Genomic DNA, 16,322 nt, shown 5'->3' on the forward strand with positions numbered 1-16,322 from the left:
TCACCACCACCCGGAGGCCCCCGTGACCCCCCAGCAGCCCGCCGCCAGCCCTGCAGGAACCACCCGTCGTCGGGTCGTGAAGACCGGGGCGCACCTGGCGTGGTCGACGCCCGTGATCCTCGCGGCGTCCTCGCTCCCCGCCCACGGCGTCGCCGCTTCCGGTGGGGTAGTGACGATGGCGGCGGGCGCGCCGTCCACTACAAGGCCCAACGACACGATCCGCGTGAGCTGTGTGATCAGCAACCTCGGGACGGAGGCGCCCGCGAGCATGGATGCGGTCGTGCGTCTGACCCCGCTCGTCGGGGAGATCGGCGCCAGCGACTTGGTCTCGAACAACACCGAATACGAGTTCATCAGTCAGTCAGTCGGGCCTGACCGCGTGGTCACCGCCATCTTCCGGAAGCTCGATCCCCAGATCGCACCATCGGCTCCGAAGACGCTGCAGTTCTCCTTCCAGAGCATCGCGGATCCGACCAGCACCCTGCGGAAGGGGACCATCAACGTGCTTCCGTCAGTTCCGCAGCCCGGGACTGGAACCCCAGGGTCCAACGACTACGAGTGATCGGCGACGGCACGCCGCATCAACGCCCTCGAGTGCCAAGCCCGCGCAGTCCGGAACCCCAGCCGCTCGTAGACGCCTCGAGCGACGTGGTTGTCGCTGAACATGCCCAGGGTGCACACCCCGTGCTGCTCGAGCGCCCAGCGCGTGAGGGCGGCCGAGACGACCGAACCGTACCCCTGACCGCGGTGCGCGCCGGCGGTGACGATGCCGGCCAGGTGCGGGGCGCCGGCGTCCCCGACCTCGGCGCCGCCAATGGCGACCAGGGCGCCGGAGTCGTCACGGAGTCCGCGCCACTGCTGCACGCGTCCGGAGCCGACCTCGGTCCAGACCCGCGGGTTGTGGGCCCTGGTGAATGCCTCCAGCTCGGCCGCGTCAGCGGTGTCGTCGAGAGCCACCACCTGGTCCTCCTGCGGCAGCCGGGGTGGTGCAGCGGCGCACCACATCCACTCCCAGTCGCCGCCTTCGGCGAGGTCGAGCACCTCGTGGGCCACCGCGGCGTGCCCCTGCACCACTGACACCGACGCGGCCTCGAGCCGGTCGAAGTGGCCGCCGTCGCGCAGCGCGACCAAGGCAGCGCGCACCCGCGCCGACTCCGAGCTCGGCTCCGACACCGGGGCGCCGGCCAGGGGCGCGACCCAGAAGCCCGGACGGCGGCGCAGTCGCTGCACGAGCGCGACGCCGTCGTGCACCCACACCTCGCCCAGGAAGGGATCGGGGAGGTACCACCGCACCCACGGATCGTTCGCGGACGCAGCGAGCAGGTCGGCGTGCTGGGTGAGTCGCTCCACGACGTCAGCGTGCCAGGGTTGCCCCACCCGTCCACCGGACGCGCATACTGGGGGAGTGCGCCTTCCACGACGCAGCACCTCGTCCGCTGCCCCCCACAGCCCCGCCGATCCCACGCCGGGGTCTCGTCGTCGCCGCCTGATCGCGCTGGCCGCGCTCGCGACCGCCGGCGCCGTGGCCTTCGCGTCGTTCGTCGTCCTCGGCGACGACCAGCCGGAGACGGCCGCGCCGATCCACGTCACGGGCTCGACCCCCATCGACCTGCCCGACGAGCTCACGGCCGCGGGTCGCGCGCAGGGTGACGACAAGGGCCGGGACAAGAAGAAGCGCACGCGCACCGAGCAGCCCGCCGCCGAGTCGGGCGCGTCGCGCCGCCTGGTGATCCCCACCCTCGGTATCGACAGTGCGGTCCTTCCGATCACGGCTCCGGGCGGCACCCTCACCCCGCCCGACGACGCCCAGCAGGTGGGCTGGTGGTCGGCCGGAGCCGACTTCGGCGCCGAGCAGGGGAGCGCGCTGGTCACCGGCCACACCCTCAGTCGTGGCGGTGGGGCGCTTCAGGACCTCGAGACCCTCGAGGCGGGCGACCGGATGTCGATCGAGACCGCCGACGGGAGCCTCGACTACCGCGTCAGCGACGTGCGGGTGTTCTCGAAGGGCACCGTGGCGCAGGAGGCCACCGAGCTCTTCAGCCAGACCAGCCCCGGACGTCTGGTCGTCATCACCTGCGAGGACTTCAACGGCGAGGTCTACCTCAGCAACGTCGTCGTCACCGCGATGCCGGTCGGGTCGGCCGACAGCCCCTCCACCGGGGCCTGAAGACCGCAGCAGTCACCCCGGCGCCGCCGCGTCGGGTAGGTAGGGTGATGCTCCTGACGAGGAGCCACTCGACTCCAACCCCTTCTCGAGGAGCCCGTGTGAGCACCAACCTGACCGTCATCGTCCTCGCCGCCGGCGGCGGCACCCGCATGCGTTCCAAGACGATGAAGGTGCTCCACCCGATCGGTGGGCGCAGCATGATCGAGCACGTCCTCGTCGCTGTTCAGTCGATGGAGCCCGACCGCGTCGTCGCGGTCGTCGGCCACCAGCGCGACCAGGTCGGCCCGCACATCACCGGGCTCCTCCCCGAGGCGGTGCTGGCGGTCCAGGAGGAGCAGCAGGGCACCGGTCACGCCGTGCGGGTGGCCGTGGAGGCGCTGACGCGCACCGCTGCCGGCACGCCGATGCAGGGCACCGTCGTCGTCGCGTACGGCGACACCCCGCTGCTGACGGGCGAGTCGCTGCGCGCGTTCGCCGCCGAGCACGAGGCCGCCCAGTGCGCGGTGAGCATCCTGAGCGGCATCGTCGCCAAGCCCCACGGCTACGGCCGCGTCGTGCGTGACGAGGACGGTGACGTGCTCGCCATCGTCGAGGAGAAAGACGCGACCCGCGACCAGCGCGAGATCGCCGAGATCAACTCCGGCATCCTCGCCTTCGACGCCGGCTTCCTCGCCGAAGCACTGCCCCGGATCGGCAACGACAACGCCAACGGCGAGTACTACCTCACCGACACCGTCCAGCTCGCTCGCGACGCCGGACTCACCGTCGGCGCCTACCCGATCGACGACGTCATGCAGACCGAGGGCGCCAACGACCGCGTGCAGCTCGCCGACCTCGGCCGCGAGCTCAACGGCCGCATCGTCACGCGCTGGATGCGCGAGGGCGTCACGGTGATGGACCCCGCGACCACGTGGATCGACTCCGACGTCGTCCTGGCCCCCGACGTCACCATCCTGCCCGGCACGCAGCTGCTCGGCGCGACCGTCGTGGCCGAGGATGCGGTCATCGGGCCCGACACCACGCTCAAGGACTGCGAGATCGGCGAGGGCGCCCGGATCGTGCGGGTGCATGCCGAGCTCGCCGTAATCGGTGCCCGCGCCTCGGTCGGCCCCTACTCCTACCTGCGCCCCGGCACCCGCCTCGGGGTCGGCGGCAAGATCGGCGGCTTCGTCGAGACCAAGAACGCCGACATCGGCGACGGGGCGAAGGTGCCGCACCTGTCCTACGTCGGCGACGCCGAGATCGGTGAGGGCACCAACATCGGTGCCGGCACGATCTTCGCCAACTACGACGGCGTCGCCAAGCACCGCACGGTCATCGGCAAGCACGCCCGAACGGCGTCCAACAACACGTTCGTGGCGCCGGTCGAGATCGGCGACGGGGCCGCGACAGGTGCCGGCACCGTCGTACGACGTGACGTGCCGCCGGGCGCGCTCGCGGTGAGTGCCGGGCCCCAGCGCACGATCCTCGGCTGGGTCCTGCGCCGGCGAACCGGAACGGCGCAGGCAGCCGCCGCCGGAGCCGCAGGAGCCGCCGAACCAGGCTCAGGTGAGGTGTCTCACGAAGCCGACCCCGGGGTGTCGCCCGAGGCCCCACATGCGCGAGACTGAGGCCGTTCACCCCGGCGACACCCAGGAGTAACCCGTGAAGGGCATCCAGAAGACCACCGAGAAGAACCTGATGGTCTTCAGCGGACGGGCACATCCGACGCTGGCCACGGAGGTGAGCGACATCCTCGGCACCCCGCTGGTGCCGACCTCGGCCTACGAGTTCGCCAACTCCGAGATCTACGTGCGCTACGAGGAGTCGGTGCGCGGCTGCGACGCCTTCGTGCTGCAGAGCCACACCGCTCCGATCAACGAGTGGATCATGGAGCACCTGATCATGGTCGACGCGCTCAAGCGCGCCTCGGCCAAGCGCATCACCGTCGTGATGCCGTTCTACGGCTATGCCCGCCAGGACAAGAAGCACCGCGGTCGCGAGCCGATCTCGGCCCGCCTGATCGCCGACCTCTTCAAGACCGCCGGCGCCGACCGCCTCATCTGCGTCGACCTGCACGCCGACCAGATCCAGGGCTTCTTCGACGGCCCCGTCGACCACCTGATGGCGCTGCCGCTGCTCGCCGACTACGTCAAGGGCAAGTACGGCGGCCAGGCACTCGCCGTCGTCTCTCCGGACGCCGGCCGCATCAAGGTCGCCGAGCGCTGGTCGGCCCGCCTCGGCGGCGCCCCGCTGGCCTTCATCCACAAGTCGCGTCGCACCGACCGTCCCAACGAGACAGTCGCCAACCGCGTCGTGGGTGACGTCAAGGACCGCATGTGCGTCCTGGTCGACGACATGATCGACACCGGCGGCACGATCGTGAAGGCCGCCGACGCACTGATGGAGGAGGGCGCCGCCGGCGTCATCATCGCCGCGACGCACGCTCTGCTCTCCGACCCCGCCGTCGAACGCCTGAAGAACTCCCCGGCCACCGAGATCGTCATCACCAACACCCTGCCGATCGAGCCCGAGAAGGAGTTCGACAAGCTCACCACGCTGTCGATCGCCCCGCTCGTGGCCCGCGCGATCCGCGAGGTGTTCGAGGACGGCTCGGTCACCTCGATGTTCGACGGCCACGCATGACGAAGGTCACCCGAGCGGAGCGAGGGTGAACCTTCGTCGATGGTGGTCGAGCAAGCCGCGCGACTGAGCGTGCGAGGTCGCGACCGGCGTGTCGAGACCCGGCGAGCTGAGCGCCGACCCGGGCTCACCCGAGGTCGTCGAGCCGGTCGTCCCAGGCGCGGCGCAGCACGGTCGGTACGTCGCCGGTGAGTGCCTGCTCGAGCTCGGCGACCTGCGCCGAGGTGAGTGGGAGCGCCGGGAAGGCGCGCCCGACGACCTGGCTGAACGCCTGACCCCGACGGCGTGACAGCTCGGGGGCCTCGGCGAGGTAGGCGCTGACGTACGGCGCCAGCAGGTCGACCTGCTCCACCGACCACAGCCCACCCAGCAACGCGGTGAAGTGCCGGTTGGAGACCTCGGGGTCCGTGGCGGCGCTCCAGGCTGCGGCCTTGGCCTCGGCGGTGGGGCGCGCAGCGAGGGCGCCGGCGGCGCCGAGCTCGCCGTCGATGGTGCCGTCGCGCAGCCTCTCGGTCTCGATGGCAGCCTCGTCCAGGGCTCCCAGCGAGGCGAGGCGGGTCACGACGCGCCAGCGCAGGGCCGGGTCGAGGGTGGGCCCACCGGACACCGTGCCGTCCTCGAGCCAGCCGTGGAGCAGGTCGACGTCGGCTGTGAAGCCGGCCAGCGCCTCCACGAGGGCCTGACGGAGCTCGTCATCCGTTGCGGCCTCGAGCGCACGCCCGCAGGCCGAGGTGAGCATCGCCAGCACGGTGGGGACGTCGGCGGCGTCGACCCGCAGCGGGAGCGCCCGGTCGCGCGTGCGGGCCAGGACCGCGGTCACGAGGGTGGGGTCGGTCTCGGTGGGCAGCTGCTCGGCCACGACGGCGACGTAGTCGAGCGGAGCCAGCGCCCCGCTCTCGACGTCGGCGAACAGCGACCCCCACACGACCGCACGGGCCAGCGGGTCCTCGAGGCGCGAGAGGCCGCCGACCAGCTCGGAACGCGAGGCGGGGTCGAGCCGGATCTGCGCGTAGGTCTCGCTGCCCACGTTGGGGACGACGACGCGTCCGGCCCACCCGTCGAGCCGCACCGGCTCGTCGTCGAGGTCGACCAGCAGTCGCGCGGTCTCGCGGGGCGCGCCGTCCACGACGTCGTACGACGCCACGGACAGGCGGTGCGGACGCGAGCCGTCGCGCACGAGCACGGGCGTGTCGTCGTCGGCCCGCTCGACGCGGATCGTGTCGTAGCCGGTGGTGCGCAGCCACAGCTCGGACCATCGCACGACGTCGCGCTCGGAGACGGCGTCCAGGGCCGCCACGAAGTCGTCCAACGTGGCATTGCCGAGACGGTGGGTGGCCAGGTAGCGGTTCACGCCGGCGAGGAACTCCTCGTCGCCGAGCCAGGTGACGAGCTGGCGCAGGCAGGAGTTGCCCTTGGCATAGCTGATCATGTCGAAGTTGGTCGAGGCCGCGTCGACGTCCGGGACGTCCTCGGCCAGGGGCGCCACGGGGTGGGTGGAGCGCCGCGCGTCGGAGACGTACGCCGTCGCCTTGCGGCTGGTCTCGAAGGTGGACAGCAGGCCGGGGTAGCCGGCGGCGTCCTCGGCGACCCGGAAGCCCATGTAGTCGGCGAACGACTCCTGGAGCCAGGTGTCCTCCCACCACGTCATCGTCACCAGGTCGCCGAACCACATGTGGGCCATCTCGTGGGCGATCGTGGTGGCGCGTGCGGCGCGGAGTCGGCCGGTGAGCCGACCGCGGGGGAGGTACTCGTCGCGGTAGGTGACGCAGCCGGGTGTCTCGAGGGCGCCCCAGTTCTGACCGGGCACGAAGGCCTGGTCGTAGGAGCCGAACGGCATCGGCTCGGTGAAGAGGCCGGCGTAGTGGTCGAAGCAGGCCTCCGTGGTGGCCTTCAGCTCGTCGAAGTCGCGGTCGAGCTCGGCGGCCAGCGAGGCGCGGGCGTGCCAGCCGAACGGCAGCCCGGCGTGCTCCCAGGTGCGGGAGTGGAAGGGCCCGGCGCAGACGACGAACATCGCGGTGGGGATCGGCAACGTCTCGCTGAAGGTCCACGAGCCGGCCGGCGCCGCGGGGTCGTCGAGCGCGCGTCCGTTGGCGAGCACGGTCCACTCGGCCGGGGCCTGGACCGAGACGGTGAACGGCGCCTTGAGGTCGTTCTGGTCGAAGCACGGGAAGACCCGCTGAGCGACGTCCATGCCGATGTAGGCGCACGTGTAGGTCGCCTGGTCGGCCGGGTCGGTGAAGCGGTGCATCCCGTCGCCGTCGCTGATGTAGGGCACCTGCGCCTCGACGACGACCTCGTGGCGGGTGGGTGTCTCGGGGGTGCCGTTGAGGCCGGTGAGCTGAATGCGACGACCGTCGTAGGCGACCTCGCTCGGGGCTCCGTCGAGGGCCACGGTCACGTCGGTGGCGTCGGTCAGCTCGAGGAACGTGGTCGACGCGGTGCTGGTGAAGCGGATCGTCGTACGCGTGCCGAACGTGCGGGCCTCGGGGGAGCGCAGGTCGAGCGCGAGGTCGTAGGCGACGTCGGACAGGGTGCTGGCGCGCAGGCGCGCTTCGGCGAGGGTGAGAGACACGCCGCCGACCCTACGAGGCGCCCCGCCGGGCTCAACGATTCGCCTCCAGTCGGCTCGCACGTCTAGTCTCTCCAGGTTGCCTCGGCGAGGGAGCTCATGCTCCGTGATCGACAGGGCCGGATGACCAGCTGTCTGGACGCCGCGCTGTCGCGCGGCGTTCTGCGTTTCTGCCGGGGCCCAGATGCCAGCACGACCCCGACCGCCCAGATGTCGCGCCGGGGGAACCCACCCAGAGGAGACACATCATGGCTGCAGAGAAGATCAAGGCTGAGACCCGCACCGAGTTCGGCAAGGGCGCTGCCCGCCGCATCCGTCGTGCCGACAAGGTCCCCGGCGTCGTCTACGGCCACGGCAACGACCCGATGCACATCACCCTCCCCGGTCACGACACCTGGATGGCGCTCAAGCACGGTGGCGCCAACGCGCTCCTCGAGCTCGAGATCGACGGCTCCAAGCAGCTCGCCCTGACCAAGCAGGTCCAGGTCGACCCGATCCGCCGCACCCTCGAGCACATCGACTTCGTCGCCGTCACCAAGGGCGAGAAGGTCACCGTCGAGGTCCCCGTGCACCTGAACGGCGAGGCCGCGCGCGGCACCCTGGTCGTCACCGGCACGTCCACGATCACCCTCGAGGCCGAGGCGACCCACATCCCCGAGTACGTCGAGGTCTCCATCGAGGCCCTCGAGGCCGGCACCCAGATCCTGGCCTCCGACCTCGAGCTGCCCTCGGGCTCCGAGCTGCTGCTCGACCCCGAGACGCTGATCGTCAACATCACCGAGCAGCAGAGCGCGGAGGCCCTCGAGGCCGACCTGGAGTCGGCCGAGGCCGAGGCCGGCATCGAGCGCGAGGAGTCCGACGACGCCGAGGGCTCCGGGAGCTCCGAGGGCGACGACTCCTCCTCCGAGTGACCCTGCTGACGCAGGATTGATCCAGAAGATGATGACGGCTCGGCTCAGGTGGTTCCTGGGCCGACTCGTCTCCCCGGCCCGGTCGATGACCGGGCCGGTTGGTCGTGAGGCGCGTGCGCGCGAGGAGTCGGACATGAGCGCTGAGGTCTGGTTGGTCGTCGGCCTGGGCAACCCCGGCCCGACGTACGCCGGTCACCGGCACAACATCGGCTACCTCGTCACCGACGAGCTCGCCCGTCGGCTCGGCTCGCCGTGGCGCGCCCACAAGACCGGTCGGGCCGAGGTGGTCGAGGGCCGTCTCGGCGCACCGGGCGTTGCCGACGCCCCGCGCATCGTCCTCGCGCGCCCGCGCTCGTTCATGAACGACGTCGGCGGAGCGACCAAGGCGCTGGCGACCTTCTACAAGGTGCCGCCCGAGCGCGTGATCGCCATCCACGACGAGCTCGACATCGCCTTCGGCACGCTGCGGGTCAAGCTCGGTGGCGGCGACAACGGCCACAACGGCCTCAAGTCGCTGCGCTCCTCCTTCGGCACCGGCGACTTCCACCGCGTGCGTGCCGGCATCGGCCGCCCGCCCGGGCGCCAGGAGGTGGCCGACTTCGTGCTGTCCGACTACTCCAAGGTCGAGCGTAAGGAGCTCCCGTTCCAGGTCGACACGGCCGCGGACGCGGTCGAGAGCCTGATCACCCGGGGCCTGTCGACCACGCAGGGCGCCTTCAACTCCTGATCGCGCACTAGCCTCAGGCCATGCTCTTTCCCGAGGCACGCAAGGCGCTCGACCACGCGGCCGGCGACCAGCCGGTCCACACACCGGGCTACGACATCGTCCGTGCTCGCCGCGAGGCGCGCGACCTCGCAGCCGCGCAGCAGCGCGAGGACGTCGCGTCGGTCGAGGACGTCGATGCCGACGGTGTCCCGTGCCGGATCTACCTTCCGGCCGAGGCAGCCCGCGGCACCGTGGTGCACCTGCACGGCGGCGGCTTCGTCTTCAACGACGTCGAGGTCCACGATGCGAGCGTGCGCCGGCTCGCGAACCGGGTCGGACGCGCGGTCATCAGCGTCGACTACCGCCTGGCCCCCGAGCATCCCTTCCCGGCCGCCCCGGACGACGTCGACACGGTCCTGTCCTGGATCGAGGGCGAGGGCGCTGTGCACGGGCTCGAGGGGCCGTTGCTCGGCCACGGTGACAGCGCGGGAGCCAACCTCGCGCTCGTCGCTGCGCTGCGCCATCCGGGGCTCTTCGACGCCCTCGCCCTGATCTACCCCTTCCTCGACCCGACCGCCGCGTTCGACTCCCACACCACCGAGCAGGAGGGCTTCGACCCTCAGGAGGTCGCCTGGTACAGGGCGCAGTACAGCGGGGGAGACGTCGCCCTCTACGACCACCCCGACCTCGCGCCGCTGCTCTCCGAGCGGTTGGGCACCCTGCCCCCGACCCTGGTCACCACCGCCGAGCACGACCCGTTGCGCGACGAGGGGGAGCACCTGGCCCGGCTGCTCGCCGAGGCCGGCGTCGAGGTCGTGGCCTCGCGCGACCTCGGCCAGCTGCACGGCTTCTGGCGACACACGGACGTCTTCCCCGCCGCGGAGCCCCTGATGGGGCAGGTGGCGTCGTTCCTGCGCACCCACGGCTGAGAGGATGGGCGCATGCGCGTACACCTCGGCAGTGACCATGCCGGCCTCGAGCTCAAGGATCACCTCAGCCAGTGGCTGACCGACAACGGCTACGAGCCGGTCGACCACGGCCCCTTCGTCTACGACGCCCTCGACGACTACCCGGTCTTCTGCCTGCGCGCCGCTGCCGGCGTGGCGGCCGACCGGGCCTCCGGTCTCGACAGCCTCGGCGTGGTGGTCGGCGGCTCCGGCAACGGTGAGCAGATGGCGGCCAACAAGATCGAGGGCATCCGCTGCGCCCTGGTGTGGTCCGACGCCACCGCCACGCTCGCCCGCGAGCACAACGACGCCCAGATGATCTCGGTCGGTGGCCGGATGCACACGCTGGAGGAGATGACCCGCTTCATCGGGCTCTTCCTCGCCGAGCCCTTCAGTGGCGACGAGCGCCACGTGCGTCGCATCACCATGCTGAGCGACTACGAGACCACGCGCGAGCTGCCGCCCCTGCCGGAGTCCGCCGTCGGCCTCGGGCCCGATGCCTGAGGGTCACACCCTCCACCGGCTCGCCGGTGACCTCACCGCGGCGTTCGGCGGTCGCCGGGTCGCGGTGTCCAGCCCGCAGGGGCGCTTCGCCGAGTCGGCCGCGCTGCTGGACGGCGAGGTGCTCGTCGGCGCCGAGGCGTGGGGCAAGCAGCTGTTCGTGGAGTTCCCCGGCGAGCGGTTCGTGCACGTCCACCTCGGTCTCATCGGGAAGTTCGACGTCCACGCCGACGTCGATCCCGAGGACGGCGTGCCTGCTCCGGTCGGCGCGGTCCGGCTCCGCCTCGCCCACGACACGGCGTACGCCGATCTGCGGGGCGCGTCGGCCTGCGACCTCTGGACGTCGGCGCAGCGCGACGCGGTGGTCGCCGCGGCGGGGCCCGACCCGTTGCGAGTCGAGGCCGACCCACTACTGGCGTGGGAGCGCGTACGGCGCAGCCGACTGCCGATCGGTGCGCTGCTGATGGATCAGTCGGTGCTCGCCGGGGTCGGCAACGTCTATCGGGCCGAGCTGCTCTTCCGCCACCGGATGCACCCGCTCCGCCCCGGCCACACCCTGCGAGTCGGCCAGTGGCTGGCGATGTGGGACGACCTGGTGGTGCTGATGACCGAGGGCGTGCGCACCGGCCGCATCGACACGGTGCGCGCCGAGCACACCCCGGAGGCGATGGGACGGCCGCCGCGAGTCGACGACCACGGCGGCGAGGTCTACGTCTACCGCCGTCACGGGCAGCCGTGCCTGGTGTGTGGCCGCAGGGTGAGCATCGAGGAGCTGCGCGGCAGGAACTCCTACTGGTGTTCGCGTTGCCAGCCCGTCTTTCGCTCGCGCGCCGTAGGGTGAGGCACCTCGGTCCGGCGGCGACCGATGAGGATCGATGGAGAGGCAGCATCGCGTGACCACAGCTGTCCCGGGACGCGCGCGGCTCGACGCCGCCGAGCTGCGACTGGCAGCCGCGATGGGCGCCTTCGCTGCGCTGGTGGCGGCGATGGTGATCGTCTTCCCGACGGTCACACCGTTCAGCACGTTGCTGATCCCGATCGTCGTCGGGAGCCTGCTGCTGGGCCCGCGGGCGCTGCCGCCCTTCGTGCTGTTCGTGCTCGCCATGCTCGCGGTCTCGCTGTTCAACCAGACCGAGCTGACCAGCCGCACCCTCGGCGCTGCCGCCGTCCAGGTCGTGATCGGCCTGATCGTGATCGCGGCCAGCCGCCGACGCTCACGACTGGGTGTGGCCGGGCTGCGGGGCGAGTCGATGTTCGTCGACCTGCGTGACCGCATCCTCAACCAGGGCGCCATCCCCGACCTGCCGTCGGGCTGGGTCGTCGAGTCCGCCCTGCACTCGGCAGGCGGCACCGCCTTCGCCGGCGACTTCATCGTGGCCACCCGCTCCGCCGACGGCGCCCTGATCCAGCTCGTCGTCGTGGACGTCTCCGGCAAGGGGGAGGAGGCCGGCCCGCGGGCGCTGCTCCTCTCGGGGGCGTTCGGTGGTCTGCTGGGGGCCCTGCCGCCCGAGGGGTTCCTGCCGGCGGCCAACGACTACGTCCTGCGCCAGGACTGGCCCGAGGGGTTCGCCAGCGCTATCCACCTGTGCGTCGACCTGCGCACGGGCAACTACGAGGTCCGCAGCGCGGGCCACCCGCCGGCGGCGCACCGAGCCTCGGGCACCGGCCGCTGGAGCGTGCTGCGCACCGAGGGTCCTGTCCTGGGCCTGATGCCCGAGGCCCGCTTCAACTGCGTGCGCGGACACCTCGACAGCGGCGACGCCGTCCTGCTCTACACCGACGGCATGGTGGAGGACCCCCATCGCGACATCGACCTCGGCATCGACCGGATGCTCGGCGCCGCGGAATCGATGCTGAGGGGCTCGTTCATCGGTGCCGCAGAGCGGCTCGCGACGTCCCTGGGCTCCCCGGGCGACGACCGCGCGATGATGGTCGTCCACCGGAGGTGACTCCCGGTTGGGTCCGACGGGGCCCCCTGTGGCACGATTCAGGGGTTCCGAGAGCGTTTCGGGGCGCGCGGATGTAGCTCAATGGTAGAGCCTCAGTCTTCCAAACTGACCACGCGGGTTCGATTCCCGTCATCCGCTCCAAGCAGCTTCCGGCACGTCGGAGCGCCTGCTTGCCGGGGCGTAGCGTAGTGGCTAGCGCGCCTGCTTTGGGAGCAGGAGACCGCAGGTTCGAGTCCTGTCGCCCCGACTCCACGCACCTGTGCACGTCCCCGCGAGATCAGCAAGACCCAGACACACCCACACCAAGAGGAGATACACCTGTGAAGAGCGCCGTCGAGACCGTGAGCCCGACCCGGGCCAAGCTCACCGTCGAGGTGCCTTTCGAGGAGCTCCAGCCGAGCCTTGATGCCGCCTACAAGCAGATCGCCCAGCAGATCAATATCCCCGGCTTCCGCCGCGGGAAGGTGCCGCCGATGGTCATCGACCGTCAGGTCGGCCGTGGCGCGGTCCTCGACCAGGCCATCAACGAGGTGCTTCCGCAGAAGTACGTCGAGGCGCTCGAGGAGAACTCGCTGACGCCCGTCGCCCAGCCGGAGATCGAGGTCACCAAGCTGGAGGACAACGAGGTCCTCGAGTTCACCGCCGAGGTCGACGTCCGTCCCGAGATCACCCTGCCCGACTACACCGGTCTGGCCGCGTCGGTCGACGACGTCGAGCTGAGCGACGAAGAGGTCGCCGAGCAGGTCGAGGCACTGCGCGAGCGGTTCGCCACCCTGAGCGACGTCGAGCGCGCAGCTGCCGATGGCGACTTCGTCGTCCTCGACCTCAAGGCCAGCCAGGACGGCGAGGTCGTCGAGGGCGCCGAGGTCAGTGGCATGAGCTACCGCGTGGGTCGCGGCGGCATGATCGACGGGCTCGACGAGGCCCTGCTGGGTCTCGAGCCCGGTGGCTCCGCCACCTTCGAGAGCGAGCTCGTCGGTGGCGACCTGGTCGGCACCAAGGTCGAGGTCGCCGTGAGCATCAGCCAGGTCCAGGAGCAGGAGCTCCCCGAGCTCGACGACGAGTTCGCCCAGCTGGCCTCCGAGTTCGACACCATCGAGGAGCTCACCGCCGACGTGCGCGAGCGTCTGGGTCGGGGCAAGCGCCTCGAGCAGGCCGCCGCTGCCCGCGACGCCGTCCTCGAGGGCATGCTCGAGAAGATGGAGATCCCGCTGCCCGAGACGATCGTGGCCGACGAGCTCAACGCCCGTCGCCAGAGCGTCGAGCAGCAGCTCGCCCAGGCCGGCATGACGATGGAGGCCTACCTCGAGGACGAGAAGCAGACGATCGAGGAGTTCGAGGCCGACCTCGAGCGCCGCGTGCGTGACGCCGTGGCCGCTCAGTTCGTGCTCGACGAGATCGCCAAGACCGAGGAGATCGGCGTCGACCAGAACGAGCTGTCCCAGCACCTGGTGCGTCGGGCGCAGCAGTCGGGCCAGGACCCGCAGGAGTTCGCCAACCACATGTTCGAGCACAACCACGTGCCCGACCTGGTGCAGGAGATCCTGCGCGGCAAGGCCCTCGCGATCCTCGTCGAGTCCGCAGTCGTCACCGACGCCTCGGGCAACCCCGTCGAGCTGAAGCGCCTCCTGCCGGACGGCACGATCGCGCCCGAGGAGACCGAGTCGGCCGAGTCGGCCGAGGCCGGCGACGAGACCGCTGCCGAGGCCACCGAGGTCGCCGAGGATGAGAACGCCTCCTGATCCGTCCCGGCCACCTGGTGGCTGACTGATCGTTCGAAGGCCCACCTCCCGCACGCAGAGGGTGGGCCTTCGTCTTGTCCTCGTTGAGTGCACATGTGTGCACTTGCCGCGCTATGCTGCCGCCATGACCACCGCCCCCGGACCCAGCGTCCTCGACGCGCTCTCGCTGCTCTCGGAGGTCACCGACGAGGTCGTGGTCTCCAGCGTCCGCGACACCCACCTCGCCTGGGCCGATCGCGCGCACGGACTGACGCGTCGTCTGGCCGGTCCCGGGGCAGAGGTGCCGGCGGCCCTGCACCGGGGGATCGCCAGTGCGATCTACAGCTCGATCGGTCTTGGGCTCAAGGCCGCCTCCACGGGCCTCGACAAGGCGGCCGGAGCGGGCCTCGGCGGTCGCCTGGAAGCCACCCCGCGAGGACGCTTCGTCAGCTCGGCCGTCAACGGCCTCATCGGTGACCGGCTCCTCCGCGAGCGGCCGCAGCTCGCCATCGCGATGGCGGTGCGCCACGAGGGCGAGGACGTCGTCCTCGAGCGCGAGCACCTGGCTCGGACCTACCCCGACGCGAGTGGCGAGCTCGTGGTCTTCCTGCACGGCCTGTGCGAGAACGAGTCCTACTGGAACCGGCACCGCGACCGCACCGGCACGACGTACGCCGAGGCACTGGCTGCGGAGGGCTGGTCGCCGATCATGCTGCGCGCCAACTCCGGCCTTCCGCTGCGCGAGAACGGCATCGCCCTGACCGCCCTGATGCGGCGCCTGGTCGAGGAGTGGCCGGTGCCGGTGACCCGGATCGTGCTCGTCGGGCACTCGATGGGTGGACTGGTCATCCGTGCGGCCGGCGCGGTCAGCGCGGCCGACGTGCACGCCACGACCGACGCCGGCAGCGACTGGAACGCCCTGGTCTCCGACGTCGTCACCCTCGGCACGCCCCACCTGGGGGCGCCGATCGCCTGGGGGATCGGACACGGCAGCCGCGGTCTGGGACGGCTCCCGGAGACCGCCGCGTTCGGTCGGATCCTCGACCAGCGCTCGGTCGGCGTGCACGACCTCGTCGTCGGCCTGACCGAGGACGTGCCGCCGCTGCCGCACGCGCGCTACCGCCTGGTCTGCGCCACCCTCAGCGCGTCGGAGCGCCATCCCGTGGGCCATCTCGTGGGGGACCTGCTGGTCCGGCCGCGCTCGGCGTACGGCACCGACCGTCGCGGGAACGAGCTGTTCCCCGGCGCCGAGCGGCTCCACGTCGGCAGGACCGACCACTTCGGGCTGCTGAACCACCCGGACGTGCTCACCGCTCTCCGCGCCTGGTTGTCCTGACCCGCAAGGGTGTCGGGCTCGTGGTCGGGGTCGGCGATGATGGCGCCATGACTGCCGATCGCGAGCTCACCGCCACCGCCACCGTCGACGCCTCGCCGGAGCGGGTCTGGCAGCTCCTCACCGACTTCTCGCAGATGCCCGACTGGAGCCCCGAGCTGGTCCGGATGATCCCGATCCTGCGCGGCGGCCTGCGCGTCGGTCAGCAGTACGTCGGCATCAACAAGCGCAAGGCCATGGTGTGGCCCACGCGCTCGGTCGTCGCCGTGCTCGAGCCCGGCCGCACGCTCGCCTGGGACACCAAGTCCAGTGGCGCCCGGTGGATCTGGGAGCTCGAGCCCACCGCCGGTGGCGGCACCACCGTCACCCACCGCCGCCCCGTGCCCCAGGGGCTCTCGGCCGTCAGCGGTGTCTTCGCCAAGACCTTCCTCGGTGGCGCCGAGGGTCACTGCGACGAGCTGGAGGCCGGGATGGCCACCACCGTCCAGCGGCTCAAGGCAGCAGCCGAGGCCTGAGTCGGCCCCGGCTGCTCCTCGACAGCTCCTGAACGCGTCTCAGCGGGTCTCAGTGGGCGCGGTGCCCGGTGAACTCGATGATCTGCTGGAACGTCGGCCGGTTCTGCCAGTCGATGGGTCGCACCCCGATGAGACCCGCGGTGGTGGCCCGGATGTCGTCCTGGTGCTTGTCGTAGGTCAGGGCGCCGACCCGGTCCACGTCCTGGGCAGCCAGAGCGCGCGCCGTGGCCTTGCGCAACGAGTTCGCGACGGCGTTGCGGCACTTCTTCTTCGAGCCGTCCCCGCAGTAGACGCGGTGGTAGGCGCCACGGACCGGCTCGCCCAGGGCGTTGCGCAGGTCCTTGTCGACGTAGCCGTACCAGGCAATGCCGTTCCAGGCCG

The 16,322-nt window shown here is 71.2% G+C and carries 16 protein-coding genes and 2 tRNA genes; 15 read left to right on the top strand and 3 right to left on the bottom strand.

Translation table 11 applies throughout. The features are described 5' to 3' along the window. Positions 1-76 precede the first annotated feature (76 nt). Positions 77-562 carry a hypothetical protein gene (locus tag VOI19_RS02070; protein ID WP_323791294.1) on the top strand — a complete coding sequence of 162 codons (486 nt, stop codon included), beginning with the start codon at positions 77-79 and terminating at the stop codon, positions 560-562. Here VOI19_RS02070 and VOI19_RS02075 read toward each other — a convergent pair. Beyond that, positions 553-1,350, bottom strand: coding sequence for a GNAT family N-acetyltransferase (locus VOI19_RS02075; RefSeq protein WP_323791295.1), 798 nt, complete (start codon positions 1,348-1,350; stop codon positions 553-555). The genes VOI19_RS02070 and VOI19_RS02075 overlap by 10 nt on opposite strands. 55 nt (positions 1,351-1,405) lie before the next feature. Between VOI19_RS02075 and VOI19_RS02080 the strand changes: the two genes are divergently transcribed. The 3 genes from VOI19_RS02080 (at position 1,406) to VOI19_RS02090 (ending at position 4,792) form a co-directional block, all read left to right on the top strand. Beyond that, positions 1,406-2,167, top strand: a complete 762-nt coding sequence (locus tag VOI19_RS02080; RefSeq protein ID WP_323791296.1) for a class F sortase — start codon at positions 1,406-1,408, stop codon at positions 2,165-2,167. Between the two features lie 98 nt (positions 2,168-2,265). Beyond that, positions 2,266-3,777 (top strand): bifunctional UDP-N-acetylglucosamine diphosphorylase/glucosamine-1-phosphate N-acetyltransferase GlmU, encoded by a 1,512-nt coding sequence (glmU, locus tag VOI19_RS02085; RefSeq protein ID WP_323791297.1) that lies wholly within the window; start codon positions 2,266-2,268, stop codon positions 3,775-3,777. Between the two features lie 34 nt (positions 3,778-3,811). Then, positions 3,812-4,792 (top strand): ribose-phosphate diphosphokinase, encoded by a 981-nt coding sequence (locus VOI19_RS02090; RefSeq protein ID WP_323791298.1) that lies wholly within the window; start codon positions 3,812-3,814, stop codon positions 4,790-4,792. Positions 4,793-4,916: 124 nt separating this feature from the next. On the opposite strand, the gene pepN is transcribed toward VOI19_RS02090, so the two are convergent. After that, entirely contained in the window at positions 4,917-7,361 is a 2,445-nt protein-coding gene (gene pepN / locus VOI19_RS02095; protein ID WP_323791299.1) for an aminopeptidase N, read from the bottom strand. A gap of 245 nt (positions 7,362-7,606) precedes the next feature. Here pepN and VOI19_RS02100 point away from each other — a divergent pair, with 245 nt between their 5' ends. From VOI19_RS02100 to VOI19_RS02150, 11 genes are all read left to right on the top strand, one after another. Further along, complete coding sequence (locus VOI19_RS02100) at positions 7,607-8,269, top strand: 50S ribosomal protein L25/general stress protein Ctc (protein ID WP_323791300.1); 663 nt, start codon at positions 7,607-7,609, stop codon at positions 8,267-8,269. 133 nt (positions 8,270-8,402) lie between these two features. After that, positions 8,403-8,996 (top strand): aminoacyl-tRNA hydrolase, encoded by a 594-nt coding sequence (pth, locus tag VOI19_RS02105; protein WP_323791301.1) that lies wholly within the window; start codon positions 8,403-8,405, stop codon positions 8,994-8,996. Positions 8,997-9,016: 20 nt separating this feature from the next. Beyond that, positions 9,017-9,904, top strand: a complete 888-nt coding sequence (locus VOI19_RS02110) for an alpha/beta hydrolase (RefSeq protein ID WP_323791302.1) — start codon at positions 9,017-9,019, stop codon at positions 9,902-9,904. A 12-nt stretch (positions 9,905-9,916) separates the two neighbouring features. After that, positions 9,917-10,426 carry a ribose-5-phosphate isomerase gene (locus tag VOI19_RS02115; protein WP_323791303.1) on the top strand — a complete coding sequence of 170 codons (510 nt, stop codon included), beginning with the start codon at positions 9,917-9,919 and terminating at the stop codon, positions 10,424-10,426. Continuing rightward, a complete protein-coding gene (locus VOI19_RS02120; RefSeq protein WP_323791304.1) occupies positions 10,419-11,264 on the top strand; it encodes an Fpg/Nei family DNA glycosylase in 846 nt (281 codons plus the stop codon). The genes VOI19_RS02115 and VOI19_RS02120 overlap by 8 nt, the downstream gene beginning before the upstream one ends. A gap of 52 nt (positions 11,265-11,316) precedes the next feature. After that, positions 11,317-12,372: a PP2C family protein-serine/threonine phosphatase gene (locus VOI19_RS02125; protein WP_323791305.1), complete on the top strand. Its 1,056-nt coding sequence runs from the start codon at positions 11,317-11,319 to the stop codon at positions 12,370-12,372. A 67-nt stretch (positions 12,373-12,439) separates the two neighbouring features. Next, a tRNA-Gly gene (locus VOI19_RS02130) sits at positions 12,440-12,513 on the top strand. Between the two features lie 33 nt (positions 12,514-12,546). Next, positions 12,547-12,619 (top strand) — tRNA-Pro (locus VOI19_RS02135). Positions 12,620-12,692: 73 nt separating this feature from the next. Continuing rightward, on the top strand, positions 12,693-14,114 hold the full coding sequence (gene tig, locus VOI19_RS02140) for a trigger factor (protein ID WP_323791306.1): 1,422 nt from the start codon (positions 12,693-12,695) through the stop codon (positions 14,112-14,114). Positions 14,115-14,238: 124 nt separating this feature from the next. Continuing rightward, positions 14,239-15,429, top strand: a complete 1,191-nt coding sequence (locus VOI19_RS02145) for a hypothetical protein (RefSeq protein ID WP_323791307.1) — start codon at positions 14,239-14,241, stop codon at positions 15,427-15,429. A gap of 47 nt (positions 15,430-15,476) precedes the next feature. Continuing rightward, positions 15,477-15,941, top strand: a complete 465-nt coding sequence (locus tag VOI19_RS02150) for an SRPBCC family protein (RefSeq protein ID WP_323791308.1) — start codon at positions 15,477-15,479, stop codon at positions 15,939-15,941. 49 nt (positions 15,942-15,990) lie between these two features. Here the strand turns inward: VOI19_RS02150 and VOI19_RS02155 are convergent. Beyond that, positions 15,991-16,322: hypothetical protein (locus VOI19_RS02155; RefSeq protein ID WP_323791309.1), on the bottom strand; the 332-nt coding region annotated here is incomplete at its 5' end.

The organism is Nocardioides sp. (assembly GCF_034670285.1).
Taxonomy (GTDB): Bacteria; Actinomycetota; Actinomycetes; order Propionibacteriales; family Nocardioidaceae; genus Nocardioides.